Source organism: Paenibacillus sp. sgz302115 (assembly GCF_056120445.1).
Genome location: NZ_JBVYOK010000005.1, coordinates 74,874 through 100,690, shown reverse-complemented (window position 1 = coordinate 100,690; position 25,817 = coordinate 74,874). Strand labels below are relative to the sequence as shown.

Annotated in this window: 22 protein-coding genes and 1 riboswitch; of the genes, 10 read left to right on the top strand and 12 right to left on the bottom strand. The window is 52.8% G+C overall.

Annotation, left to right across the window (positions count from 1 at the left end):
- On the top strand, nucleotides 1-153 hold the full coding sequence (locus tag AC0LWN_RS12400; RefSeq protein ID WP_474665666.1) for a hypothetical protein: 153 nt from the start codon (nucleotides 1-3) through the stop codon (nucleotides 151-153).
- Nucleotides 154-265: 112 nt separating this feature from the next.
- On the opposite strand, the gene AC0LWN_RS12395 is transcribed toward AC0LWN_RS12400, so the two are convergent.
- Both AC0LWN_RS12395 and AC0LWN_RS12390 read right to left on the bottom strand, forming a co-directional pair.
- Nucleotides 266-727, bottom strand: a complete 462-nt coding sequence (locus AC0LWN_RS12395) for a DinB family protein (RefSeq protein WP_474665664.1) — start codon at nucleotides 725-727, stop codon at nucleotides 266-268.
- Between the two features lie 1,035 nt (nucleotides 728-1,762).
- On the bottom strand, nucleotides 1,763-2,740 hold the full coding sequence (locus tag AC0LWN_RS12390; RefSeq protein ID WP_474665662.1) for a LacI family DNA-binding transcriptional regulator: 978 nt from the start codon (nucleotides 2,738-2,740) through the stop codon (nucleotides 1,763-1,765).
- A 179-nt stretch (nucleotides 2,741-2,919) separates the two neighbouring features.
- On the opposite strand from AC0LWN_RS12390, the gene AC0LWN_RS12385 reads away from it, so the two are divergent.
- Complete coding sequence (locus AC0LWN_RS12385) at nucleotides 2,920-5,886, top strand: ABC transporter substrate binding protein (protein WP_474665660.1); 2,967 nt, start codon at nucleotides 2,920-2,922, stop codon at nucleotides 5,884-5,886.
- A gap of 167 nt (nucleotides 5,887-6,053) precedes the next feature.
- The gene (locus tag AC0LWN_RS12380; protein WP_474665658.1) at nucleotides 6,054-6,674 is read left to right on the top strand and encodes a sensor domain-containing protein; all 621 of its coding nucleotides are present in this window, start codon (nucleotides 6,054-6,056) and stop codon (nucleotides 6,672-6,674) included.
- Between the two features lie 90 nt (nucleotides 6,675-6,764).
- Here AC0LWN_RS12380 and AC0LWN_RS12375 read toward each other — a convergent pair whose 3' ends face one another.
- Nucleotides 6,765-7,160 (bottom strand): RidA family protein, encoded by a 396-nt coding sequence (locus AC0LWN_RS12375; protein ID WP_474665656.1) that lies wholly within the window; start codon nucleotides 7,158-7,160, stop codon nucleotides 6,765-6,767.
- A 36-nt stretch (nucleotides 7,161-7,196) separates the two neighbouring features.
- Nucleotides 7,197-7,904 (bottom strand): Crp/Fnr family transcriptional regulator, encoded by a 708-nt coding sequence (locus AC0LWN_RS12370; protein ID WP_474665654.1) that lies wholly within the window; start codon nucleotides 7,902-7,904, stop codon nucleotides 7,197-7,199.
- Nucleotides 7,905-8,043: 139 nt separating this feature from the next.
- On the opposite strand from AC0LWN_RS12370, the gene hcp reads away from it, so the two are divergent.
- Nucleotides 8,044-9,696: a hydroxylamine reductase gene (gene hcp, locus AC0LWN_RS12365; protein WP_474665652.1), complete on the top strand. Its 1,653-nt coding sequence runs from the start codon at nucleotides 8,044-8,046 to the stop codon at nucleotides 9,694-9,696.
- A gap of 412 nt (nucleotides 9,697-10,108) precedes the next feature.
- Here the strand turns inward: hcp and AC0LWN_RS12360 are convergent, their stop codons facing one another.
- Both AC0LWN_RS12360 and AC0LWN_RS12355 read right to left on the bottom strand, forming a co-directional pair.
- Nucleotides 10,109-11,083, bottom strand: a complete 975-nt coding sequence (locus AC0LWN_RS12360; RefSeq protein ID WP_474665650.1) for an aldo/keto reductase — start codon at nucleotides 11,081-11,083, stop codon at nucleotides 10,109-10,111.
- A 24-nt stretch (nucleotides 11,084-11,107) separates the two neighbouring features.
- Complete coding sequence (locus tag AC0LWN_RS12355) at nucleotides 11,108-12,019, bottom strand: LysR family transcriptional regulator (protein ID WP_474665648.1); 912 nt, start codon at nucleotides 12,017-12,019, stop codon at nucleotides 11,108-11,110.
- Between the two features lie 95 nt (nucleotides 12,020-12,114).
- Here AC0LWN_RS12355 and AC0LWN_RS12350 point away from each other — a divergent pair, with 95 nt between their 5' ends.
- Together AC0LWN_RS12350 and AC0LWN_RS12345 are read left to right on the top strand one after the other, a co-directional pair.
- Nucleotides 12,115-13,005, top strand: a complete 891-nt coding sequence (locus AC0LWN_RS12350) for a DMT family transporter (RefSeq protein ID WP_474665646.1) — start codon at nucleotides 12,115-12,117, stop codon at nucleotides 13,003-13,005.
- A gap of 14 nt (nucleotides 13,006-13,019) precedes the next feature.
- Nucleotides 13,020-13,616 carry a flavin reductase family protein gene (locus AC0LWN_RS12345; protein ID WP_458965168.1) on the top strand — a complete coding sequence of 199 codons (597 nt, stop codon included), beginning with the start codon at nucleotides 13,020-13,022 and terminating at the stop codon, nucleotides 13,614-13,616.
- Nucleotides 13,617-13,631: 15 nt separating this feature from the next.
- On the opposite strand, the gene AC0LWN_RS12340 is transcribed toward AC0LWN_RS12345, so the two are convergent.
- The 3 genes from AC0LWN_RS12340 to AC0LWN_RS12330 all read right to left on the bottom strand — a co-directional run bounded on the left by AC0LWN_RS12340 (nucleotide 13,632) and on the right by AC0LWN_RS12330 (nucleotide 17,873).
- Nucleotides 13,632-14,411, bottom strand: a complete 780-nt coding sequence (locus tag AC0LWN_RS12340; RefSeq protein WP_474665644.1) for an MBL fold metallo-hydrolase — start codon at nucleotides 14,409-14,411, stop codon at nucleotides 13,632-13,634.
- A 37-nt stretch (nucleotides 14,412-14,448) separates the two neighbouring features.
- The gene (locus AC0LWN_RS12335; RefSeq protein WP_474665642.1) at nucleotides 14,449-16,338 is read right to left on the bottom strand and encodes a flagellar assembly protein A; all 1,890 of its coding nucleotides are present in this window, start codon (nucleotides 16,336-16,338) and stop codon (nucleotides 14,449-14,451) included.
- An 87-nt stretch (nucleotides 16,339-16,425) separates the two neighbouring features.
- A riboswitch (cyclic di-GMP riboswitch) is annotated at nucleotides 16,426-16,519 on the bottom strand.
- A 253-nt stretch (nucleotides 16,520-16,772) separates the two neighbouring features.
- Nucleotides 16,773-17,873 (bottom strand): FUSC family protein, encoded by a 1,101-nt coding sequence (locus AC0LWN_RS12330; RefSeq protein ID WP_474665640.1) that lies wholly within the window; start codon nucleotides 17,871-17,873, stop codon nucleotides 16,773-16,775.
- 319 nt (nucleotides 17,874-18,192) lie between these two features.
- Here AC0LWN_RS12330 and AC0LWN_RS12325 point away from each other — a divergent pair, with 319 nt between their 5' ends.
- From AC0LWN_RS12325 to AC0LWN_RS12310, 4 genes are read left to right on the top strand one after another with little or no spacing between them, the layout of a single operon-like run.
- Nucleotides 18,193-19,317: an ABC transporter ATP-binding protein gene (locus AC0LWN_RS12325; protein ID WP_474665638.1), complete on the top strand. Its 1,125-nt coding sequence runs from the start codon at nucleotides 18,193-18,195 to the stop codon at nucleotides 19,315-19,317.
- The gene (locus tag AC0LWN_RS12320; RefSeq protein WP_458965173.1) at nucleotides 19,307-20,113 is read left to right on the top strand and encodes an ABC transporter permease; all 807 of its coding nucleotides are present in this window, start codon (nucleotides 19,307-19,309) and stop codon (nucleotides 20,111-20,113) included. The genes AC0LWN_RS12325 and AC0LWN_RS12320 overlap by 11 nt, the downstream gene beginning before the upstream one ends.
- Nucleotides 20,110-20,937: an ABC transporter permease gene (locus AC0LWN_RS12315; RefSeq protein ID WP_474665635.1), complete on the top strand. Its 828-nt coding sequence runs from the start codon at nucleotides 20,110-20,112 to the stop codon at nucleotides 20,935-20,937. The genes AC0LWN_RS12320 and AC0LWN_RS12315 overlap by 4 nt, the downstream gene beginning before the upstream one ends.
- Nucleotides 20,934-22,007: an ABC transporter substrate-binding protein gene (locus AC0LWN_RS12310; RefSeq protein WP_474665633.1), complete on the top strand. Its 1,074-nt coding sequence runs from the start codon at nucleotides 20,934-20,936 to the stop codon at nucleotides 22,005-22,007. Before AC0LWN_RS12315 ends, AC0LWN_RS12310 begins: the two co-directional genes overlap by 4 nt.
- Nucleotides 22,008-22,873: 866 nt before the next feature.
- Here AC0LWN_RS12310 and AC0LWN_RS12305 read toward each other — a convergent pair.
- From AC0LWN_RS12305 to AC0LWN_RS12295, 3 genes are all read right to left on the bottom strand, one after another.
- On the bottom strand, nucleotides 22,874-23,548 hold the full coding sequence (locus AC0LWN_RS12305; protein ID WP_474665631.1) for a hypothetical protein: 675 nt from the start codon (nucleotides 23,546-23,548) through the stop codon (nucleotides 22,874-22,876).
- A gap of 134 nt (nucleotides 23,549-23,682) precedes the next feature.
- Nucleotides 23,683-24,507: a class I SAM-dependent methyltransferase gene (locus AC0LWN_RS12300; protein ID WP_474665629.1), complete on the bottom strand. Its 825-nt coding sequence runs from the start codon at nucleotides 24,505-24,507 to the stop codon at nucleotides 23,683-23,685.
- A gap of 461 nt (nucleotides 24,508-24,968) precedes the next feature.
- A complete protein-coding gene (locus tag AC0LWN_RS12295) occupies nucleotides 24,969-25,808 on the bottom strand; it encodes a 1,4-dihydroxy-6-naphtoate synthase (protein ID WP_474666066.1) in 840 nt (279 codons plus the stop codon).
- Nucleotides 25,809-25,817: the final 9 nt, after the last annotated feature.

Genomic DNA, 25,817 nt, shown 5'->3' with positions numbered 1-25,817 from the left:
GTGTATACTCCCGAAGGGGTATACGGTTATTCTTCCCGTAACCGGGCGATGCTTAATGTGACCGATTCCCGTATTATTGAGCTGAGCATTGAAGGCTACGCTGCTCATTTGAACAGTGGTACGGTTCACTGCTACGAGCGCAGCTTGGCGTAGCCGACCTGCTGGTGCTGTTCAAACCCTAACCAACAATACCCCGCCCGGCTTCTTTCCCTGGAATGAAGCCGGGCGGGGTATTTGGTATTGCTGCGATCCTGGCCTGAGCCGCTTACAGCAGATTTTGATCCGGGAAGATCTGGCTCAGATGGTGCTGCATATGATCCAGATAATCCTCGATCAACCACTTCAGGGTAACCGTTTCGCCGCTGTTCAGCAGGAAGAGAAGGGCCAACTGGTCAGAGGTAAGGCTGGAAATGACCCGAAGGATGGAGTGATTGACACTTACCCACAGGTTCAGGATTTCGTCACGCGGAGCACCGGCGTATTGCTGGGCGGCCATCCACTCGTTCTGATCGTACAGGGCCAGACTCAGCGGCTGCGCTTCGTATTGGACTTTGATGAATCGGGACAGATTGTTGATGGCTGAATCGCATAAATGTCCGAGCAACTGCTGCTTGGACCATTTACCTCCCGGGCGCGGGGCTGACGCTTCTTCGTCGGAAAGGGAGGCGAATGCTGACGGAACCTCCTTCAAAAGTAATTGCAAAGCTGAAATCGTGGACTGGATCACTGGTCCTCATCGCCTTTCGATTATTATGTATTATGTTGAAATAATGGACTAAAAGAGGTGTGTTTTTGCTGGGCAGGGTGTCTCAGTTGTAGGGTAGTTGTATTTCGTACAACTAAAAATCACTATTTTTCGCTGGTGGAAGGTTTAATTGCATTCTCTGCAGTTATTTTCCCCGATAACGGCGATTGGGCGGAAAATGATAATTTTTAATTGTACGAAGTACACTTAATGCTCATTTTGCAGCTCATTTGGCCTGAATAGTTGTATAAAGTACAGCTATCGCAGAGATTCACTCGGTCCAGCCTGCTGGCAGGGGCATGAACCGGAGTTAATGAGTGGGAGGAGCAGGGGGCAAACGCCGCAGGAGGGCACAGTCGCAGTAACTACAGAAGCGCCCTCCGCTCGACACCGAGCCGCTAATCTAGGTTCACGCTTGAGCAGTTGTCCCGACGAGCTCGCGTCCGAGCGTCGGCTCATCACCTTGCGCGCCGCCGCCCGGGCCGCTCGGAGTTCTCCCCGCGCAACCCAACAACGAGATTCTGCCTTACCGCCCGCGTCCACCGCTCGTGCGTTTGCGCCCCGCCGGCGCATCACCGTGTCCGCACGATTTGGCTCGCCGCTCGCCGTGTCCCATCTCTTGCAGACTTCCGCTCAGCGGGCCGCTCGCGTGTTCGTTCCCCGCCCACGTACCACCGCGCCCGCCTGGCCCGGCTCACTGCTCACGCGTTCCTGCCTTGCGCACTGCTCGCCTGTGTCCCGGCTCACCGCCCACGCGTTCTGTCCAGCGCGCGCGCCACCTCGTCGTGCGTGCCCGCCGCTCGTGCGTTCGCACCCCGCCCACGCACCAATGCACCCGCCCGGCCCGGCTGCTCGCCCGCCCGCGCCTGCCGGCGAACCCTCGCCCCACGCGTTCCCGCCACGCCTTGCTGCTCCGCCTACGGGCTGCCGCCCGTGCGATTCTCCCGCGCTACCCCGCCCACGCGTCTCTGCAGTGTGCGTGCGCGCCCCCGCCGGGCTGCGCCCCCGGCCCAGCCCCTACGTCGTGGAGCCCTCCTCCAGCTCCACCGGCAAAATATTCTCCGTGGAGACGGTGCCGCCCTCCACCTGCTTAATGATCAGATCGACGGCCAGCCTGCCCATCTCCTCCATCGGCTGGCGGATGGTGCTGATGGAGGGATGGAACAGGCTGCGCACCGCGATTCCGTCATAGCCCACAATCCGCACGTCCTGGGGCACGCGCCGCCCGCTCTCGCGGCAGGCCTTAAGGGCGTAGGCAGCAATCATATCGCTGCCGGCAAAGATGCCGTCCACTTCGGGATGCTCCCGGAATAGCTGCTCCAGCAGCCGTTCGTATGCCCCGACATCAAAGCTGTTATTGTCCGTATGCAGCGAAGTGAACCATACAGCATGCTTACGGGCGGTATCGGCAAAAGCCTCATACCGCCGGTGGGATAATATATTCAGTCCCGGATGCCCGCCGATATGGGCCAGCTTCCGGCAGCCTTTTTCAATCAGTAATGAAGTGGCCAGCTGTCCCCCGGCGTAGTTGTCCGAGCAGACATAAGGAATGTCAGGCGAAATTTGCCGGTCAAAGGTGACCAGCGGCAGGCTCATTTGCCGGTAGGATTCCACCTCCAGCGTATGGCTACCCATAATGATGCCGTCCACGCGGCTGGAGCGCAGCATATCGATATATTCAAGCTCTTTGTGTTTGTCTTGCTGGGAATTGCAGAGCAGCAGCTTATACCCGTTCTGGTAGGCATGCTCCTCAATATGGCTGGTTAATTCGCCGAAGAAGGGCAGCGAGACATGGGGAATAATGAGACCAATAATGTTGGACCTGGAACGGCTGAGTGAACGCGCCAGCTCGTTCGGCCTATAATTCAGCTCATCCATCGCGCTGTAGACTTTTTTCTTCAGCTCTTCGCTTAAATATCCCCTATTGTTCAGCACCCGTGATACCGTTGTCGCGGAAACGCCTGCCTTGAGCGCAACGTCTTTAATTGTAGGCATAATTATGTCTCCTGTCTAAGCGGGTTAATGCAAATTCATTCTATCCCGGATGCCGGGCCCTGTCCACAAAGCAAGCCGCTCCTGTCTATTTTATATTTAAAAAAATTATCGTTCCCCGTATAATTAATGAAATAAAGCATAGAAGCATGACTTGGAGATAGATGAATGGGAGTGTGCTAATGGGCGTCGGAAAAATTCATCTCAGGAAATTACAAAGCGGGTTTGTGCCTCTAATTCTGTTTGTCATGCTTTACACGATCTTGTATCCGCCTTTGTCCGCCGGAGCGGAAGCTGCGTCACCGCATAATGTGCTGGTGCTGCATTCCTATCAGAAGGGGTTTCCCTGGACGGATGACCAGAGCGCGGGTATTGAGGAACGGCTCAAAAGTGCACCCAATATCCCAGCAATCTACACCGAATACATGGATTGGAAACGCTATCCAAATCAGGAAAACCTCCGGCATTTCTACGAAACTATCAGGTTCAAATATCGGGACATCCGGATTGATGCTGTAATTACCACAGATGACGCTGCGACGAACTTCGCATTGAAGTATCGTAAGGAGCTTTTGAATAACGCCCCGATTATCTTCAGCGGTGTCAATGAACTGGGTGTGCAAAGCATTCAGGACAAGAGCAACATCACCGGAGTTATCGAGAAGATTGACCCTACCCGAACGATACAAATGGCTATGGAGATCAATCCGTCTATCCGTAAGGTCTACGTCATATTTGACAACTCGGAGAGCGGACTCTCTACGGGCAAAATGGTGATGGACCAAATTTCCGCGCTGAAGCTGGGGCTTGAGGTCATCCCTATGAATCAACTCTCCAATGAACAAATTATAGCAACCGCGTCCACACTTTCTTCAGACAGCATTGCTCTCATGACTACATACTATAGCGACTCCACCGGGAAAATTACCGAATTTGAGCGATTTGCGAGTGAGCTGGGCAGAAGCAGCAGCGTTCCGGTATATCATACGTACGATTTTGCCCTGAACAACGGGGCCTTTGGCGGAAGCCTGATCAGCGGTAAAATTCAAGGCCGGATCGCAGCCGGATTCGCTCTGCGCATATTGCAGGGGGAACGTGCAGATAACATTCCGATTGTTACGGACAGCACCGTGCGCAATGTGTTTGATTATAATGAGCTGCAGCGCTTTGGTATCTCCCAGAGCAAGCTGCCTGCGGGCAGCGAAATTATCAACAAGCCTTTTTCCTTCTATCAGACCTACAAGGCGCTGGTGCTGAGCATTATTGCGGCCTTTGCCGTCCTGGTAGCCTTTATCCTCATTCTGTTATTCTATGTGCAATTAGTGAAACGGATCAGAAGAAACCTGGAAAAAAGCAATGAGCGGTTCAGCTTAGCGACCTACGGCTCGGATGCGGTGATCTGGGACGTGGATATGTCCACTATGATCTACTATTTTTCGGATAGCTGGTATGAGCTGCTTGGCTATCAACGCGATGAGATTGAGGAGAGCCGCCGGGGGTGGAAGGAGATTATCCATCCGGAGGATGCCGGGGAGGAGGAACGGCAGCGGACCGAGCATCTGGAAGGTCGTTCCTCTTATTACTACGCTGAATACCGGATGCGCAGCAAATCGGGAGAATACAAATGGTTCCAGGCCCGGGGCAAAGTATTGCGGAATGCGGACGGTGAGTATATCCGTTTTGCCGGGTCCATGATAGATGTGACGGACAGAAAGGGCTTCGAGAGCAAGCTGCAGATGAGCTATCAGGAGCTGGAGTCAACCTATGAGGAGCTGGCGGCGCTGCAGGATGAGCTGCTGGAACAGTACAACAAGGTAGTGGAGAATCAGGAGCTGCTGCAGGCCAGTGAGGAGAAATACCGGCTGCTGGCGTATAACGATGTTTTGAGCGGCCTGCCGAACCGCCTGTCGCTGTCCGAAGAGCTGATGAAATTTATTGAGGAGCATTCCGGCGGGCATGCCGCACTCTTTTTCCTCGATATTGATAACTTCAAATATATTAATGATACGATGGGCCACACCTTTGGAGATAAGCTGCTGGTGAAGGTGGGTGAGCGCCTTCTGGGATTGTCGGACGGACGGAGCAAGCATTTCCGTTTTGGCGGTGATGAATTTGTCATTATACTAAAAAATATTGAAGGGTTCGAAGAGGTAATCTCATATGCGGAGTCGCTGGTCCAAGGCTTCAAGGAGCCTTTTGAGCTGAATGCCAGCTCGGTACATATATCAACCAGTATCGGTATTGCCCGGTACCCGGAAAATGGGGTAAATGCCGAGGAACTATTAAAAAATGCCGATATTGCAATGTACAAGGCGAAGGAAGCGGGGAAAGGCACTTATATCGTCTATGGGCAGGCGATGCAGCAGCATTTTGATGAACGGATGATTATTGAACATCATTTAAGGAACGCGATTTCGAACGATGAGCTGTCGCTGCATTATCAGCCGCTCGTGGATACCGGATCAGGTGAAATTTGGGGCTTCGAGGCCTTGATCCGCTGGAACAGTCCGGTGCTTGGGTTCGTATCGCCGTTTTCCTTTATCACTGTCGCTGAGGATTGCCGGCTGATCGTTCCCATTGGGGAATGGGTGCTGCGCAGTGCGTGCCGCTTCATGAAAGAGCTGCATGAACAAGGACATGAGGGCTATCATATCTCGGTCAATATTTCTGTAATTCAACTGATGCTGGATGACTTCACGGACATGGTGCTGAGGGTGCTGCAAGATACCGGACTTGAGCCGGAGTATCTGGAGCTGGAGATCACGGAGTCGATCTTTATGGAATCCTTCGAGGCAATCAGCTCCAAGCTGGAAACGCTGAAGCAGAGAGGTATCGGCATCGCCCTGGACGACTTCGGGACAGGTTATTCCTCACTGAGCTATTTGAAGCAGTTGCCGATTACCACGCTGAAAATTGACAAGTCTTTCATCGACAGTATTGATACGCCGAACAATATGTCGCTGGCCAGCTCCATTGTCACCATCGGCCATGATATGGGGCTGAATGTGACTGCCGAGGGCGTGGAAACGCCGGAGCAGCTCGCTTTTCTGGAGCGTACAAGCTGTGACAAGATTCAAGGCTACTTCATCAGCAGACCGATCCCGGAAAATGAAGTTGCCGGCTGGGTTGCGGACAGACTGGCTGGCTGAGGGTGATGCTAATACTGATGCTGGAAGCTGGGGAATCCCGGGGCAGCCGGTCCATTCCGCACAAAAGACTGGACCAAGGTCGGGCAGACATTTCAGACCAGGGGTTAGTGTTCATACAAGAGTAAGCAACTATACTGAAAGGAGATTAGTGAAGGGGAGCTATTTTAATGAAAAAACAAAGTTCCATGAAGGCTTGGACCATGCTTGTGATGTCTCTTCCGAAAGGGGTCGCGGCATTTGTTATTGCAGTTGCGGGTGTATGTGTAAGTGTACCGCTGATCATATTATGGATCGGGCTGCCCTTGCTGGCAGCGACACTTGCGGTGTGCCGCAGAATGATGGTACAAGAAGAACAGGTGGTGGAGGGCTGGATTCGTGGAGATCATGGGCAGCCTGAACGTACGGACGATCCAGAACCTCAGCGCAAGGACGGTTGGCGGTCGTTATTCACACTTCTGGGTCAGGGGCAGACCTACCGGGGAATCATCTACAGCATAGCGCAGCTTCCCATAGGGATTGCCGGTTTTACATTTGCTATCGTCCTGCCGGCTACAGCCTTTGGGGTTTTACTGTCTCCATTAGCCTATTGGGTGAGTGACAGACTATTCTCCTTTGAGCTTTTCTCATATGATACCACTTGGGTGTACTTTCTTTCTGACATGTCTCCTTACGAACGTTCCTGGGTAGCAGGCGGCATCGGCTTGGTCTTAGTCTTATTGTTGCCGTTGATCTTAAGAAAACTTGGGCGGTTATACGCCGCATGGGTGCACATGGTGTCCAGTACATAATAGATGATCCTACCCCTGAAAAAGTCCCTAAAATTTAAAGCGAGGTAGCTCCTCTTATATTGAGGTGACTGCCTCGCTTTTTCGGTAGAGTTATCCTTTTGTGCTTGGTGCAACAGCTTCCACTTCGATTTCGATCAGCAGATCAGGGTCGATCAGCGCTTTTACCTCAACCATTGTCGCAACAGGCTGAATATCCTTGAAAAACTCGCCGTGGGCTCTCCCGAATTCCTCCCACCTGGAGATGTCTGTAACGAACATTCTTGTTCTTACAACATGAGCGAGGCTGGCGCCCAACTCGCCTAGCGCCTTCTCAATGAGCTGCAAAATGAATCTTGTCTGCTCATACGGATCGCCTTTACCAACCACTTCTCCGCCTTGCATCGCCGTTGTTCCGGCCACTTCAATCCGGTCTCCGACACGGATGGCCCGGCAGTACCCCACAGTGGACTCCCAAGGCGAACCCGTGAACACCTGTTTACGTTCCACAATGTCCTCTCCATCCTAAGCGATTTAACGCCATATTTAGCTCCGGCCGCCGGGTGTGTCATTGACGCTGCGGATATAATCCTGCATCCTGGCCCGGTCGAGCAGAGTGATCTCGCTTCCCCTGAACCGCAGCCAGCCTTGATCGCGCAAGTACCCCATTTCACGGGATAGCGATGGACGGGCGGTATTCAAATGCTCGGCCCATTCCTTTCGGCTGAAGGGGAGCCGGATCAGGTCAGAGGATTGCAGCTCTGCCAGCTCCAGCAGGAAGTCCACGATCCGCCTTCTGAGCGGTCCGGCTGACAGAATCTCAATCTTCCGGTTGACCAGCACCAGGCGCTCGGACAGATTCTCAAGAAAACGGGTTAGCATATCTGTATCCTGCGTGAACATGCGCAGCAGCTCCTGCTTGCTGATGAACATCATCGTGCAGGGAACTGAGGCGGTTACTATGGCGGGTGCAATATTTTCTCTGCGGAACAGCACCGCTTCACCGATGGTCTGTCCTTCACTCAGATGGGCGATGGTTACGCTGGTGCCGGTTGGATGGTTTTTCTGTACCGCAACCCGCCCGGAGAGCACTATGCCGAGCCGTTCCACAGTGTCGCCTTCAGCCATAATTAGGGCATTTTTGTGAAAGCTGCTGACCGTGTATATCATCTTTTGCAGCAGTGCCTCGATCTCTTCCGTTGACTTCCCCCGAAAAATCAAACAATTATGCAGCTGAGCTGGGTCAGGCTTCATAGATTTCCTCCAAAGTTTAATTATTCGGTAACAACCGTTACCGATTGTATGGCGAAAGTCTACTACAATTAGCTGTACCTGTAAAGGCGGGCTGAAGAAGCATTCTGTCCCGGTAGACTACATCCTAAGGAGTGATGAAATGAGCGAAATGTTTTGTTTTCAATGTCAGGAGGCGGCTAAAGGAACGGGCTGCACCATTCAAGGTGTATGCGGTAAAACGAGCGATGTGGCCAATCTCCAGGATCTTATGCTCTATACGCTAAAAGGCATTTCCATCTTTGCACGGCGCGGCCGCGAGCTTGGAATCACGGATTCAGCCACAGAGAAGTTTATTATAGAGAGTATGTTCGCTACCATTACCAATGCGAATTTCACCCCGGAAAGCTTCACAGCAAGAATAAGAGAGGGGCTTGCGCTTCGCGACCAGTGGAAAAACAAGCTGAAGGCTGCGGATACAGCAATTCCTTTGGCCGGGCATGATGCGGCTCTGTGGACTGCCGGCACAGACGAAGAAATGCTCATTAAGGCAGAGACTGTAGGCGTTCTCGCCACCGAGAATGAAGATATCCGCTCCCTGCGCGAGCTGCTGACCTATGGACTGAAGGGCATGGCGGCTTATATGGAACATGCGGCGGTGCTGGGATATTATGAGCCTAGCGCGCACGCTTTTATGGAAAAGGGTCTCGCGTCAGTGCTGGATGACACACTCAGCGGCGATGAGCTGACAGCCCTCGTCCTGGAGTGCGGCAAGCTGGGCGTTGCTGTAATGGAGCTGCTCGACCGTGCGAATACATCAACTTACGGCAATCCGGAGATCACCAAGGTGAATATCGGTGTAGGGAATCGTCCAGGGATTCTGATCAGCGGACATGACCTGAAGGATATGGAGGAGCTGCTGAAGCAGACCGAGGGAACTGGAGTGGATGTGTACACTCACAGTGAGATGCTTCCGGCCCACTATTATCCGGCTTTCAAAAAGTACAGCCATTTCGTAGGCAACTACGGCAATGCCTGGTGGAAGCAGACGAGCGAATTCGAGAGCTTTAACGGCCCGATTCTGATGACTACGAACTGCATTGTGCCGCCGAAGGATAGCTATAAAGCACGCATGTACACAACGGGCAATACCGGCTTCCCAGGGGTGCAGCACATTGTACCAGGTGCAGACGGTGTGAAGGATTTCTCCGCGATCATCGAGCAAGCCAAGAGCTGCGCAGCTCCAACTGAAATTGAGACCGGCGAGATTGTCGGCGGCTTCGCACATGCTGCTGTAATGAATGTGGCTGACAAGGTAGTAGAGGGCGTACAGAGCGGTGCGATCAAGCAGTTCTTCGTAATGGCGGGCTGCGATGGTCGGATGAAGAGCCGGAATTACTACACGGATTTTGCCGCGGAGCTGCCGGGAGATACGGTGATCCTTACGGCGGGCTGCGCGAAGTACAAATACAACAAGCTGCCGCTTGGCGATATTGGCGGGATTCCCCGTGTGCTTGATGCCGGACAGTGCAATGACTCCTATTCCCTTGTCGTAATTGCTTTGAAGCTGAAGGAAGTTTTCGGGCTGGATGACATCAACGATCTGCCGATCTCCTACAACATTGCCTGGTATGAGCAGAAGGCGGTTATTGTGCTGCTGGCGCTGCTGTACCTGGGCGTGAAAAATATTCATCTCGGCCCTACCCTTCCAGCCTTCCTCTCCCCGAACGTGGCGAAGGTACTGGTAGACAACTTCGGCATCAGCGGAATCACAACTGTAAAAGAGGATATGGAGAAATTTATTGCAGCGGTGTAAGAAGCTTATATCTCCAAAAAGCCAAAAGCGATACCCCACTTTGTCTGGGGTATCGCTTTTTTGGCTAGGGGCGCGCTTGGCCGGTTTGATCGGAAACAACGGCAGAAATGCCGTTGTTGGAGCGCCGCCAGCGGAAACTGGGCGGAACAACGGCAAAAATGCCGTTGTTGGAGCGCCGCCAGCGGAAACTGGGCGGAACAACGGCAGAAATGCCGTTGTTGGAGCGCCGCCAACGGGAACTGGGCGGAACAACGGCAGAAATGCCGTTGTTGGAGCGCCCCCAACGGGAACTGGGCGGAACAACGGCAGAAGTGCCGTTGTTGGGCACCGCCAGCGGGAATCGGACGGAACAACGGCAAAAATGCCGTTGTTGACGCCCGTCCCGCCCAACCGGTCGCCCCAACCGCAGCCCTTACGGCAGCCGGTAGAAGGCGAACGGCTCGCCGTTGCGGAAGCTGCGGCTGGTCTCTTCCAGCTTGTCCAGCGTCTGCGTACCCAACTGTACGGAGACACTCTGCAGATTCTGCTGCACTTGCGCTACCTGTGTGGCCCCGACGATCACGGTGGATACTGCGGGTCTGGTCATCAGCCAGGCTAAGGAGAGCGCCGTGGGGGAGGTATCCAGTTCCCCGGCGATTTCACTTACCTGGTTGCCGAGCTCGATTCGCTCAGGAGTGAGGAACCGGTTGAAGCTTGGATCGGTATCCGCCCGGGAGCCAGCGGGTGGAGCGTCGTTCCCGGCATATTTGCCGGTGAGAATGCCTCCGGCAAGCGGGAAATAGGGAATGATGCCAATGCCCTGGTCCAGGCAGAGGGGAAGCAGCTCGACCTCAGGTGTGCGGTCTGCAAGGGAGTAGCTGCATTGAATCGAGACGTATTTGACCAGGTTGCGCGCTTCACTGATTCCTAGCGCCTTCATCAGCTCCCAGGCTGCGTAATTGGAAGCGCCGATGTAGCGCACCTTGCCTGAGGAGACCATATCGTCAAGTGTGCGCAGCGTCTCTTCCAGCGGTGTATAAGGATCGAAGGTATGAATCTGGTACAGATCAACGTAGTCTGTCTTCAAACGGCGCAAGCTGCCTTCCAGCTCCAGCATCAGATGGTGGCGGGAAGAGCCGCTTCCCCCCGGGCCTGCGTGCTTCGGCAGTCCTGCTTTGGTGGCGAGCACAGCGTCCTGCCGTCTGCCTGCAAGCGCCAGCCCGATGATTCTCTCCGATTCGGAGCCGGCATAAATATTAGCCGTATCAATAAAGTTAATGCCCTGGTCCAGCGAGGCATGGACGATATCAATTGAAGTCTGCTCGTCGGCTCTTTTGCCAAAGGCATTGGTGCCAAGTCCAAGTGCGGAAACCTGCAGTCCGCTGTTGCCCAAACGATTGTATTTCATATGAATGCACTCCTCTTCCTGTAATTAGTGGTCTTTCGCCTGAGTCACAAACGGTACGGTGGTCTCCGGATTCCCGGAAAGCTCCAGAGCGGTGTCCATGAACAGCTTGACGGCTATCGAAAGCTCATCCAGAGAGTTAACGGCAAGATGAATGTCCCGGTAAGCATAGGGAGACAGCTCCCGGATGATCACATTAGTCGGCAAGGAGAGCAGCGAGAGCTGGGACATTACGCCGACTGCCAGCCCTTCCTTGATCATATTCAGCGCCGTAAGGAAGCTGCTGACCTCATATTTCACCTTCAGGCTGCTGCCGCCTCTGCGGAATAAGTCCACGACCGGAGGCTCGTAGCCGGATCGGCAGATCAGCATCGGCTCGTCCTCAAGGTCCTTCACGCAGATGACATGCTTATCCCGGAGCGGGTGGTCGTCCTGAAGCACAGCGTACAGCTTCTCACGAAAGAGCGGGACGGTATCGAACTCGTCATCCGGCGGAATAATCAACCCGACATCAATCACACGCGCTGCCAGCCACTCCTTCACCTCGGCGACCGTGCCTTCGGACAGACTGATTTCGATCTCGGGGTATCTGGCGCTGATTGAGCGGATTATTCTCGGGATCAGTTGGGCAGCCGCGACCGGAAAAGCCCCGATACGGATCACTCCCTTCTCCAGTCCTTTTTCGGCAGCGATTTCCTGCTCCACCTTGTCATATCCGATGATAATTTCCCGGAAAATAATGAGGATACGCTTGCCGATATCGGTAAGCATAAGGCCGCTGCGACGGTCGCGTAGCAGCAGCTTCACCGCCAGCTCGTCTTCGAGCGCAGAAATGGCCCTGCTAACCGCAGGCTGGGTCATATTCATGTCCTGCCCGGCTTTGGTGAAGCTTCCGGTTTCAGCAATTTTGACAAACAGACGAATTTGGTTGTTATTCATATCGAATTCGGTATGCCCCTCATGAGTATTATGCATTTCAATTATGATTATATTTACTGTATCATTGGTATGAAAATAGAACAAGAGGTGAATCAATGCAGCAGCAGAAGAAAACCATAGCTTTGCTTATCTTCCTGGTCATAGTCTGGGGCATCAATTGGCCTCTCTCCAAAATCGCCTTAAATTACGCCCCGCCCTTGCTGTTTGCCGGCATCCGCACGGTTATCGCCGGTGTGATTCTCATCGCCGCCGCGTTTCCGAAGCGGAAGGAGCTGCATTTCAGCAAGCTGTGGCCGGTTTATTTGATTTCGGCTTTTCTCAGTATTGTCTTCTATTATGGCTTCCAGACCATCGGCCTGCAGTATGTACCTTCCGGCCTGTTCTCGGCCATTGTCTTCCTGCAGCCCGTGCTGCTGGGCATCTTTGCCTGGATGTGGCTGGGCGAGAGCATGTACGGGCTGAAATTGGCGGGTCTATTGCTCGGCTTTCTCGGGGTGGCTTCGCTCAGTATCGGCGGCTTTACCGGCAGCATCTCGGTTCCGGGTATTCTGCTGGCTCTGGCGAGCGCGCTAAGCTGGGCTCTGGCGACTGTCTATACGAAACGCAATGCCGCACGGGTTGATATGCTGTGGATGACAGCGATGCAGATTACGATAGGCGGCATCATTCTGCTGGCAGCCGGATCAGCCACCGAGAACTGGTCGGCGATTACCTGGAACATGGCTTTTATTGTGAACACGTTATTCATCTCGGTTTTTGTCATTGCCCTGGGCTGGATGGTATACTTCAATCTAATCAAGGAGGGAGAAGCGGGGAAGGTTGGCTCGTTCACTTTTCTGATTCCGCTGATTTCTATCGGTTCAAGTGTGGTCCTGCTGCATGAGCGGATTACCTTGAATCTGATCATCGGCATGGTGCTGATCGTGAGCAGCATTATTCTGGTTAATGTAAGGATAAGCCGAAGGGTGAAACGTGTACCCAATTAAAATGGAGGTGCTTTATGTATATCCGCACTGCTGAACAAACCGCGCACGACAATTACAAGCTGCTGATCGGCAGCATTATCCCAAGACCGATTGCCTTTGTTACTTCAATAGATGAGCAGGGGGTCGTGAATGCTGCGCCATTCAGTTTTTTTAATATTGTGAACGATGAGCCGCCGATGATTATGTTCTCTTGTGTGCGGAAGTCTAGTGGAGAGATGAAACACACGGCAAGCAATATTCTTGGCAATGGGGAGTTTGTGGTGCATATCGTGGATGAGGACAATATCGCCGCCATCAACCACACCTCCATTAACGCGCCGGAAGGCATCAGCGAGCTTAAGCTGGCCGGGTTAACACCGGTTCCGGGGCAAATGGTCAAGGTTCCGCGTGTTGCAGAGTGCAAAATCGCGATGGAATGCCGCCTCACGCGGCATGTGGAGCTGGGACACTGCGATATGATTATCGGTGAAGTGCTGGGCTTCTACGTGGAGGATGAACTGATTCATAACGGGCGGATTGATGCAGCGAAGCTGAAGCCGGTCAGCCGTCTCGCTGGAGCAACCTATGCGGCCATCGGCCGGACGTTCGACATGGATAGACCGCAGTATTAGAGAGCCTGCACGAACTCAGAACTGTATGCTGAATCCATTAAATGTATGGAGGCCGGTACCGAAACGGACCAGATCATTGTCCCGCAGCAACCGCACCGCCCGCTTCACTTCCGTTAAAATCTCCGGGTCAAGGCCAAGGGTGTTGTGTGAACCATAGATTGTGCGGACACCCTCAATTTCTGCTATTCGTTCCAGTGAATGAACCAAATCCACCGGACTGGTCGAAGGGTAAAAAGCATAGATCGGGGTCTCGTCATACAGCAGATCGCCTGTAAACAAAAATCCATGAGTCTCATCAAAAAAAGCAACATGACCCGGAGAATGGCCCGGCGTATGATATACGGTCAAGGTTCTTCCGCCCAGATCAATCCTGTCTCCATCGTGCAATAATCCTGCAGGCTCTCCCTGAAAAGGCTTGTAGGTCTCCGGATCGAAGCCGTCTGGCGTCGGCTGGGTAATATCTCTGCTGATGTCCCGGCGGATTTGCTCGATGGACAGGCCCTTGATGCCGTGCATCAGCCAATCGAGATCCCCCTCATGAACAAAAATCCGCTCAAATTCCCCGTGACTCCCAATATGGTCCGTATGTACATGTGTTGTAAGAACCTCAACTGGCAGACGGGTCAAGGTGTCGGTGATGGTTCTGATATTGCCGATTCCGAGTCCGGTGTCGATCAGCGCTGCCTTCTCCTGCCCCAGCAGCAGAAAGGAATGCACCTTCTCCCAATGCCCGTATTCACTAATTGCGAAGGTGGCTTCATCAATTTGCTGAACGGTAAACCATGAATTATTCATTATAAATACCTCCACACATATTGAAAAAGCGGCCTTGTCAATCAGCGGCAGGGGAAGCTGTGTCGGCCTGATTTCTCTGCTGCAGGCTTTCTGCTGTGAACTCAAGCCCCTCCTCCGGTGCAGTAATCGCTGCAGAATATTCGCCAACGGTTACTGAGGTGTTGCAGATTCTGCGGACTGTAATTTTCCCGCCTGCCAGCAGCGCGGATGCAGAAGCCGAATCCTGGCCAACTCTCTGTGCGGTGATATCTCCTGTTGCTTCCACGGTAGAGTACTCGCAGGCCGAATCTTGCCGCTCGAAATAAATATTGCCGGAGGAGAACAGCTTGCTCTTCGTAATGCCTTCCTCGTGAATATGCAGATTGCCGCCGGATTTGATGATGCTGCCATGAGACCCGGCAATATCAATACGAACGTTCTCTTCCTGCAAAAAGGCGATTCCGTCATAGAAATCCATGAGCAGCTTCTCGAAGGAACTCAGCACGTTATCCGTAAAGAATCTGGTAAATCGGCCGGGATGCAGGAAAATATCCAGCATGCGCTTAAGCGGTTCGGTATCCTGCGGATAGGCAGGGCTCATCCCGGCAAGCAGCTCTTGCAGATTACTGATCATAGCTGGAAGGTGGTTGTATTTATTCTCCAGCAGGAGCAAGACGACCAGTCCGTATTTCACGGTTCGCTGCACCGACTCGACGGTCTCCGCCAGCATCCGGGCAGCTTCTCTAAGCCCGCCGACCTCTTGCATGAGCAGCTTGGAGAAGCTGCACAGGCGGTTGTGGATTACACCGAACGCCCCTGCATACAGCCCGCTGTCCACAACCTTCCCCCGGACCAAAATGCTGCCCGTCGCAGTGATTGTAGAACCAATAACATTACCATATATGTAGACGTTTCCCAACGCTTCAATCACTGTATGTTGTTCTATGTCTCTGAGCACAACCACATCACCGGGGAACATAATTGTGCCGGCCGCAGGCTCGCCATCCTCAGGGATAATATGAGCTTCGGGAAAATCAATGGTTTTGACGAAGCTTCCGCTTCCCGTTATGCGCGGTCTGCCATTACGTTGGGCAGTAATCTCACCGCTTGGCTGCAGCGATGCATATGCTCCGGCTATAAGTGTAATGTCCTGCGGCGGCGGTGGCGGCAGCACATATCCGAACACGTCAAAGCCAGGCAACCCCTCCTGCGGAGGCAGTTTCCGGGCGAACACCTCACCTTCCCGGATAGCGGGTGATCCTTGGTGTCCGGTTTCTTTTGCCGTCTGCTCTCCCCGGTTGAATTCATTCGCCAGGTTCTCCGGGAACAGCAGCTCGAGACTGGCATCCGTGCCGGGAACGGGAGCTTTGCCTTCGGCAATGCATACAGGAAGATATGTAGGGTTATTCAGCTCTTCGTAAAGTGCCGGAATGTTAAGATTGCCTATGAGGGGGCTTTTCTCAAAGCCGGCTATAATCTGTTCTATTGAAAGTGTGGACAGCACCACATCACGGTTCAGTTCGGCCCGCACAGTAACATTGGCTGAGGCAGGGGTGTTGACCAGGTTCCAGGCGTACTTTTCAGCACGGTAAAGTGTAAAGTATACTTTGAGCTTGTCATCGGATACGGTAATCTGGTATTGCGGCTTCTCGCAAATATCCCAGCTTATTTGATCGCAGGCGGTGACTTGAGTTGGAGCTGTTATTGTCTGCTGGTTTATCTTCAAGATTACAGGATGGAGAGCGGAGATTACAGCCGGCTTGCCGCCAGGCAGAGGTGAGGTGATAAAAATTTCGTTGTTCTGGATGATGATGACACCGTTCTTATCTCTGTCTGTCCCGGTAAATGCCTGAGCATCCACAGAGTAAAGTTTCAGGAGATCGGGCCTCCCAAGCAGCATGGAAGCAAAGAACTCATACCGTGACCGTTCCATAATATGCTGCGCCATTCGTGTAACCTCGCTTTTCGTATAATCAATGTCATCTGTACAGAAAAGAACATCATGGAGCCGTGAAGCCGACCTGATGGTGTCTCTATTGGCAGCCTGGCGACCATAAATGCAGTGTTGATGCATTCTTAAGCCCATAGCTTTGCGTCCTGTCCTTTCGGGCAGTTTGCTTTTAGGAATAGATCAATGATATACACTCAACATGAGGCAAACTAAATCGACTGTTATCGACAAAAGTGGTCAATACTGGTATTGAGTTCAAAAATAACTTCTTCAAACAACATTAATTCTAGTACTAAAGTAGCTATTTTTCAACTGAAATAATAGAATCCGGACATAAATTATGAAAAATGCAGATAATTGTTGATTTATTGACATAAATTAGGAGGGTGGAGGAAGCTGGGGGGAAAAGAAAAAAAGGACGCTCCCTAAGCTTACAGCTTGTGGGAGAGTCCCTTTTGTGTGAAACGCACGGCTTGTGCGGCTTCAGACTTGGCTTTCACCGGTGCGGCCGACATCACCAGATAGTCAGCCTGCTCAATTTCTTCCAGCACCCGGTTCAGGTGGGAGAAGACCGCACCCAGATCGCGCAGGGTGGTCAGGGAGCATTGCCCCTGCAGTTCGGAGAAACAGGAGAGCTGAAGATCGCGGGCCTTGTGCAGCGCTTCGGGAAGTGAACGCTGGCATTCGGCATCCGACAAGGTCTTGGAGCCATAGAGGGCGATGCAGTCTGCGGTGGCTGTTACGACCGCAGCCATCCAATCGGCTGCGGCATAATGCGAAGGCAGCAGCGTGATGTCTGTGCGGATTTCTTTTACATAGGAATGAATTTTCTTGAGATGCCTGGTTGCCTGTGATAGTCCGCGCAGCTCGCTGCGGCACTGATAATGGGTAATAGTAAAATGAAGCTCCTTCTGCTGCTGTTCACTCTTGCCCAGCAGTGTTGCGGAGCGTCCCAGCGCGTCTGAAGCCTGAGCTGATTCCCTTCCGCCATCCGCCTGGCCGCTCAAGGCATCTGCCAGCAGCAGGCTTGCTTCCAGTGCCAAGCTTTTTACCTTGACGAACCCCTTGGGCGGAACGATAATCATATTGATGATCAGAGCAATTGCTACTCCAATCAGCGTTTCGGCTACACGCCACTCGATATAATGACCATTATAGAAGGTAAGTGCCAGAACAGAAGTTACGCCGACCTGGGAGATGGCCTGAATATTGATCCGGCACGCTGTGGCAACCCCGATCCCGATCAGCAGCATCAGCAGAATGGAGAGTGCGCTAACATGGAAGAAGCGGCCCACAATCATGCTGACGATTCCGCCGAGCACAACGCCGGTCATGCGGTAAACGCCCTTTTCAAAGGAGGCCTTGACGCTCCCCTGCGTAATCAGAATCGCGGCCAGCGGGGCGAAATATAAGTAGCTGTCGTGATAGAGGGTATTTACGGTGAGCCAGGAAAGTGAGGCAGCCACTGTAACACGTATCACATATAAAGACAGGCCGAATTTCTCCAGGCGGTCCTGTAAGCCTTCGTTCATGGACGTCATCTTCTTTCGGAATATTAAGAAAATTTCGGAATTGTAAAGAAAAATGAAACTCTTTTTCAGACGTTTTCATTATAGCACCGCAAAATAGGGCTGGAGAGCACTAATTTTTACGAACTTGTTAAGTTTACGCTACGGCTTTTTACAAAGTATGTTATCGCATATATGGGGCTAAACCTTTATGCTGTATAATATGAAAGAATGTCGAAGCAAGGAAGGAATTGTCACTTGCACGCGCTGGACATGTTCATCATTCGGATGATCTCCCGCAAGGAGCGGATAAAATAGATCAAACTACATATGACAAGGGAGGTTGTTAGCTATAGCTACCCCGGAAGGCACTATTATTTCATTTGATAAGGTTATTAAGCAATATGATGACGAAGAGCCCGTATTAAAGGGAGTCAGCTTCGAAATTGAACGCGGTAAATTCTATACGCTGCTTGGCCCTTCGGGCTGCGGGAAGACGACTATTCTGCGGCTGATCGCCGGTTTTGCCGAGCCGACTGAAGGCTCTATTATGATGAACGGCCAGCTTATCAACCACATTCCCGCCAACGAACGGCAGGTCAATACGGTTTTTCAGGACTATGCCTTGTTTCCGCACCTGAACGTATTCGAGAATGTGGCCTTTGGACTGCGTATCAAGAAGATGAAGAAGGATGTAATCGCGCAAAAGGTGCAGGAGGCGCTGCGCTTCGTCAACCTGACCGGCTATGATCAACGCGCCATCACCGAAATGTCTGGCGGACAAAGACAACGTGTGGCGATTGCCCGTGCCATCGTCAACGAGCCGCAGGTGCTGCTGCTGGACGAGCCTCTGTCGGCGCTTGATCTGAAGCTGCGGACGGAAATGCAGTATATCCTGCGGGAAATGCAGCAGCGGCTGGGCATTACCTTCATCTTCGTAACCCATGACCAGGAAGAGGCGCTCGCGATGTCGGACTGGATCTTTGTCATGAACGGCGGACTGATCGAGCAGAGCGGCACGCCCAATGATATTTATGATGAGCCGATTAACCGCTTCGTGGCCGACTTCATCGGGGAGTCGAACATTGTGCCGGGCGTAATGATTGAGGATTATCTGGTGGAATTTAATGGACACCGCTTTGAATGTGTGGATGCCGGGCTTAGGCCAAATGAAGCGGTAGAAATCGTTATTCGCCCTGAGGACCTGGAGATTACCGGACTTGAGCAGGGCAAGCTGCGTGTGCGTGTGGACTCCCAACTGTTCCGTGGCGTGCATTACGAGATCAGCTGCTACGATGAATCCGGCCATGAATGGCTGGTGCATTCCACGCGCAAGGCGGAGGTTGGCGGCGAGATCGGGCTTTATTTTGATCCGGAAGCGATTCATGTTATGCGTTTCGGTGAGACGGAGGAAGAGTTCGACAAACGTCTGGAAGCTTACGGCGAGGTGGAGAGCCATGAAGAATAAGGGCCGGTCGTATTATCTCATCCCTTATTACTTATGGATTGCGCTGTTCGTCATAGCCCCGGTGCTGCTCGTTATCTATTACTCCCTGTTTGACCTGGATGGGCATTTAACACTGGATAATTACGTGAATTTCTTTACGCCGGTGTATATGAGAATGATGCTTAATTCCTTCTGGTATGCGTTCCTGATCACTCTGTTCTCGCTCCTCGTGGCTTATCCGGCGGCCTATCTGCTGACCCGGACGAAGCATAAGCAGCTGTGGCTGCTGCTGATTATTTTGCCAACGTGGATTAATCTGCTGCTGAAGACGTATGCCTTCATCGGCATCTTCGGCACCTTCGGGCCGGTCAACAATTTCTTCGATCTGCTCGGCATCGGGGAACAGCAAATCCTCTTTACGGGATTCAGCTTTGTGTTTGTATCGGTGTATATTTTTATTCCGTTTATGATTCTGCCGATCTTCAGCGCCCTGGAGGAGCTGAATTTATCGCTGGTGGATGCGGCGCGCGATTTGGGCGCTTCCGGGTGGACGACGTTCCGGCGGGTGATTTTTCCGCTGACGATTTCGGGGGTGCGCTCCGGCTGTATGGCGGTGTTCATCCCGGCGCTGTCACTGTTTATGATCACACGCCTCATTGCCGGCAACCGTGTCATCACGCTGGGTACGGCGATTGAGCAACATTTTCTTGTGACGCAGGACTGGGGCATGGGCTCTACGGTTGCGGTCTTCCTGATCGTGATTATGGCGCTGTTCATGGTGCTGACGGGCGGCTCGAAGAGAGGGGTGCGCCAGTGAGGAATAAAAACGGGTTCGCGAATCTCTATCTGGTGCTGGTCTTCATCGTACTGTACGTACCCATCCTGTATCTGATGTACTACTCCTTCAACAGCGGGGGCACGATGCATAAATTTGAAGGCTTCACGCTGGATTATTACCGAGAAGTCCTTCAGGATACACGGCTGATCATTATTGTCATTAATACGCTGGTGATTGCGCTGCTGTCTTCGGCCATTGCCACGCTGATTGCGATTATCGGCGCACTAGCCATCCAGCGCACCCGCAACCGCCGCGCGAAAAATACGCTGCTCTCGCTGAACAACGTGCTGATCGTCAGCCCGGACGTGATTATCGGAGCCTCGTTCCTGATCCTGTTCACGATTGTCGGCATCAAGCTCGGCTTCACTTCTGTGCTGCTCTCGCATGTGGCGTTCAGTGTGCCGATTGCTGTGCTGATGATCCTGCCGCATCTGCAGGAGATGAGCCCGACGCTGACCGATGCCGCCCGCGACCTTGGGGCCAGCCGCCGCGATGTGCTGACGAAGGTTATTCTGCCGATCATCAAGCCGGGGATATTCAGCGGCTTCTTCATGGCCCTGACGTATTCGCTGGACGACTTTGCGGTAACCTTCTTCGTTACGGGCAACGGCTATTCCACACTGTCGGTGGAGATTTACTCCCGGGCGCGGCAAGGAGTGTCGCTGTCGATTAACGCACTGTCAACCATGATCTTCCTATTCACAATTCTGCTGGTGATCGGGTATTATTTCCTGAATCGCCGCAAACACCGTCCGGCAGCTCCGCTTGCTGAGTCCGCCGCTGAAATGGGGGTGCCTAGATGAAGCAGCTTGTGAATGCTTTTCTGGCGATTCTCATCGTTGCCTTCGGGCTGATGTTTCTCGCTTCGCGGCTGAACTTAGCCGAGGGGTATACCGGCGGGAATACGCTGACTATCTATAACTGGGGCGACTATATTGAGCCTGAGCTGCTGAAGGAGTTCGAGAAGGAGACCGGAATTACAGTCATCTATCAGACCTTCGACTCCAATGAGGCCATGCTGACCAAGGTCGAGCAGGGGGGGACCACCTTCGATGTTGTGGTTCCGTCTGACTATGCCATTGCCAAAATGCGGGAAGAGAATCTGCTGCTGCCGCTGGATAAAAGCAAGCTTCCGAACCTGGCCAATATCGGCAAGCAGTTTATGGATTTGTCTTTTGATCCCGGCAATAAATACTCGGTGCCTTATTTCTGGGGGACGGTCGGTATCATTTTCAACCCGGAAATGACAAAAGGCATGGACTTCAGCAGTTGGAATTCCCTGTGGGACAGCAGGCTGAAGAATAATATTTTCCTGGTGGACGGAGCCCGTGAGGTAATGGGCATGGCGCTGAACAGCCTGCACTATTCCGTCAACGACAAGAATGAGGAGCATCTGCAGGAAGCGCTGGCCAAGCTGAACAAGCTCTCACCTAACGTAAAGGCGATTGTCGGCGATGAGGTCAAGATGATGCTCGCGAACGAAGAGGCGGCAGTTGGAATCGTGTGGTCGGGCGATGCCTCGGAAATCATGGACGATAACGATAAGCTGGATTACGTGGTACCGGAAGAAGGCTCGAACATATGGTTCGACAACATGGTCATTCCGCGCACGGCGGCTAACGTGGAAGGAGCCCACAAGTTCATTAACTTCATGCTCCGGCCCGACGTGGCAGCCAAAAATGCGGAGTATGTCGGCTACTCCACGCCTAACGTTCCAGCGCTGAAGCTGCTCCCGGAAGAAATCTCCGGCGACACCCGCTTCTACCCGACCAAGGACATCACCGACCGCCTGGAGGTCTACGACAACCTCGGCAAACGGATGCTCGCCCACTACAACGAGCTGTTCCTGAAGTTCAAGATGAACAAGAAGTGAGGGAGCGGGGAGAGTGCAGGGAGTGAGGCGGGCACCTGTTCCGGCGGCTTTGTGTAAATACTTGGTTGAAGAGCACTCTGCGTGGGCATCCCGCGCTTAGGTGCTCTTTGGTATTCTCTGGGTAACTTTAGGTGGAATTTGTCCATGTAATTCTGATAAGCAACCTCCTCGGTGCCGGCAAGTGGGGAAAAGTCCACTTAAATTACCCCGGAACCGCTGAATTGATGAAAGTGGAGGGAATTAAGTTTCCTTTTTCCACTTAATCATCGAAAAAACAGTAAACCGCACGAATTAGTTTTCCTTTTTCCACTTAATTTTGTTAGTAGCTGCTGATGCGGTAACTTGCACATGTGACTGGTAGCGCGGCAATTGGAGTGAGTAACTAGCAACCGGTATGCGTGACTGGGAAACTCGGCAATCGGAGTGAGACGCTTAGTTGGATTTTCTCCATGTAATTCTACTGAGTTACCTCCCCGGAGGTAGTTAGTGGAAAAAACTCCACTTAAATCACCCCGGAACCGCTGTATTGATGAAAATGTAGAGAATTAAGTATCCTTTTTCCACCTAATCATCGAAAAAACGGTAAATCGCACGAATTAGTTTTCCTTTTTCCACCTAATTCTGTTGGTGGCTGCTGATGCGGTAACTTGCACATGTGACTGGTAGCCCGGCAATCGGAGTGAGGAACTAGCAACCGGTATGCGTGACTGGGAAACTCGGCAATTGGAGTGAGTAGCTAGTAATCGGCATGTGTTACTGGTAGCCCAGCAAACGAAATGAGTAACCAGCAACTCGCATACGAAACTGGAAAGCTGGCAAACGGCAGATGCTTTCCGCCACAGGTCTGCCAGCTTTGCTTATTAGGATCAACTAAAATACTCCAAAACCCCGCGTGCCAGCTCATATCGGACGATTCTCTGCTGTTTAGCGTCTGTGGCAGGGAGCAGCCAGCCTTTTTCAGTCAGACCTCGAAGGAGGCGGATGGCTGTTTTGTAGGTGATTTCGAAATGCTGCTCAATATCCAACGGGCGGATGGGCCGCGCCAATTGAATGGCCAGTCTGATTAATTCTTGCTCCATAAGCTGAAGGCGTGACACAGGCGCATCAGCGGGCTGATATCTGCCAAGTACCATACGCAGCAAGGTCATGCAGAGCTCAGGCCGCTGCTCTACATCATCGTAGGCAAACGAAATAACATGATAACCCATTGCATACAGGAAGGTTTCGCGGTTCAGCTCGCTGCAGTATTTTTGCCGGTCCATATCGCGTACATGTGAGGCATAGCCTTTGATCTCGATGAGCAGCTTTACATACCCGGGCAGCCAGGCGAAGTCGGCGAAATAGGATCTTCCCCGCCAGTCGGTTACCTCATACTCAGGATGAAGCCCGGTAAAATGCCCCCGCAGCGGCCACCAGATATTGCGCAGAAACAAAGTCTCGGCATGCTGATGCCCTCTCTCCAGCCGTCCCCGCCGCTCTCCCGCAGGTCTGCCAGCCAAATGTCCGTCTATAAATTGCTTATGTGCTTCTTCAAATTCCAAGTTCTCAACCTCCCCGGAAAAATAGAAAACGCCCCGGCTTCCCTCTCGGAGGGCAACCGGGACGTTCTTCGTCTCGTTGCTTTTAGTATAGAGTAAATATTGCTGGATGGATAGATATGCCGGCTATAAAATGGCTACTTAACACCAATTCTCATCCGGTAGCTGATCACAACTGGCAGGGTCCGGCCTTGAAAGAACTGTTCAACGTCTGCCGTAAATCCGGCAATGTCCTGTTCCAGCGCGGCGGGAGCGAGCTTCAGCACGGTCTGGATTCCGCCTTGGCTGAGCATCAGTCCGACATAACGCTGCGCGTCGCAGCTCTCTGTATGATGAAACACAATTTCCCGTGCGTAAGAAAATAGCCCGCTGGCCTTTATTCTGGCTAAATGCCCTTCTTTGTCCCATTTGTGAGCCTGCTCGGAAACTGGCTGGAGCCCGGCAAGCAGATCATCCGCGCCAGCGATCAGCCTATTGTAGCGGGCTTCAATATCCGGCTGCAGTACCAGCGGCCAGTCGCAATCATAGGCGGCGAACACTCCGCCAGGGCGCAGGCAGCGGGATATTTCCTGCAGCGTGCTGACCGGGTCCATCCAGTGGAAGGACTGCGAGCAGGTGATGATATCCACGCTTTCCCCTGCAAAAGGAAGCTGGTTCGAATAACCCTGCACAAAGGATAGCGATTGCCCCGAATCCTCCAGAAGACGCAGCTTATCAAGCGCTTTGCCCAGCATATCGGGGTTAGGCTCAACTCCGGTTACAGCATCCGCTGCATCCTTCCACAAAAAGGTGGATAGGCCGGTGCCACAGCCTACATCGGCAACCAGGGAAGGCCTGCGGCCCAGATATGTGGTCAGCAATTCAATAACCATAGGCGGAGCCTCGGGCCGGTAACGGTCATATTCGTCCTGAAAGCCCAAAAAGCGTTCAATATTCGGCTTGCTGTTGCCGTTAGGAATCACAACACATCCTCCTCACGAGTATTAGTCTACTTTCTATCCTGAAATAACGATGTCCGAACAGAGGACATTGTTATGGAAGCCTCGAATTTGGTGAAGCCAAACCCAAGGGCCATCTATGAAATTTCATCGTCTGAAGTGCCGCGAAAGAGCGGCATGGCTGTCTATTGTATGTGGTCTGAAGCCCGGTACCAAATTTTAATGGGAAAGAGCGTTTAATGAGCGGATAACGGATACTGAGCATTGTCCTTGTGAGTAAGCATGATTCAATAAATAAGGTGGAAAAATAAATATGTGCCGCCAAAAATAAGCATGGCTTAAGGCATAACGAGGGAATGGATGTTCAGGATCATAGAGTAGATTTCATAACGTTGAGCTATGAGATTTGCTGTAAAAGAATCCGGCTCCCGGGGATTGGTTGCAGCTTATCCAGGAGCCGTTGATATTCGAATAGGCTTGCTGCGCTACCGTAGCAGCGCCGGATCTATAGGCGGAACAAGGCCTTCAGCGGCGGCCCGGTTCAGGAGGGCGGAGATGGCGGCATAGCCGTCTTCGCCCAGATTCATCGAGAATTCATTGACGTACAGATCAATGTGCGATTTGGCAACCTCCGGTGACAGCTCCTGAGCGTGGTCCATCACATATTCCCGCGAATCATGCCGGTGATCCCAGGCGTATTGGAGCGAGCTGCGAATCCAGCCGGAAATGGCCTCGTGGTCGAGGTCGCGGCGGGCGATAATCGCGCCGAGCGGTATCGGCAGCCCGGTGTCGCCCTCCCACCAGCTGCCCAGATCGGTCAGCAGGTTAAGGCCATAGGAGGGATAGGTGAAGCGGGCTTCATGAATGACCAGCCCCGCATCAATCTGCCCGTCGCGTACCGCGGGCATGATCTCATCAAAGGGCAGGACGACGATTTCGGCAGGACCGCCAGGCACCTGCTGAGCCGCCCATAGGCGGAACAGCAGATACGCGGTGGAGCGCTCGCTGGGAACGGCAATCCGCCGCCCGGACAGATCACCCGGATGCTTGATGGCGCCCGCTCCCTTGCGGGTCAGCACCAGCGGGCCGCAGCCCCGTCCGAGCGCGCCGCCGCAGGGCAGAAGCTTGTACCGCTGCAGCACCCAGGGCAGGGCGGCGTAGGAGATTTTGAGCACTTCGGGTCCGGAACCGTCCGCAGCCAGACTATTGGTAATATCAATATCGGCAAAGGTCACATTCAGCTTGGGCGCGCCCGGCACAAGGCCGTGAGCCCAGGCATGAAAAATAAATGTATCATTAGGACAAGGGGAAAAGGCAATATTCAGCCCTGTTGT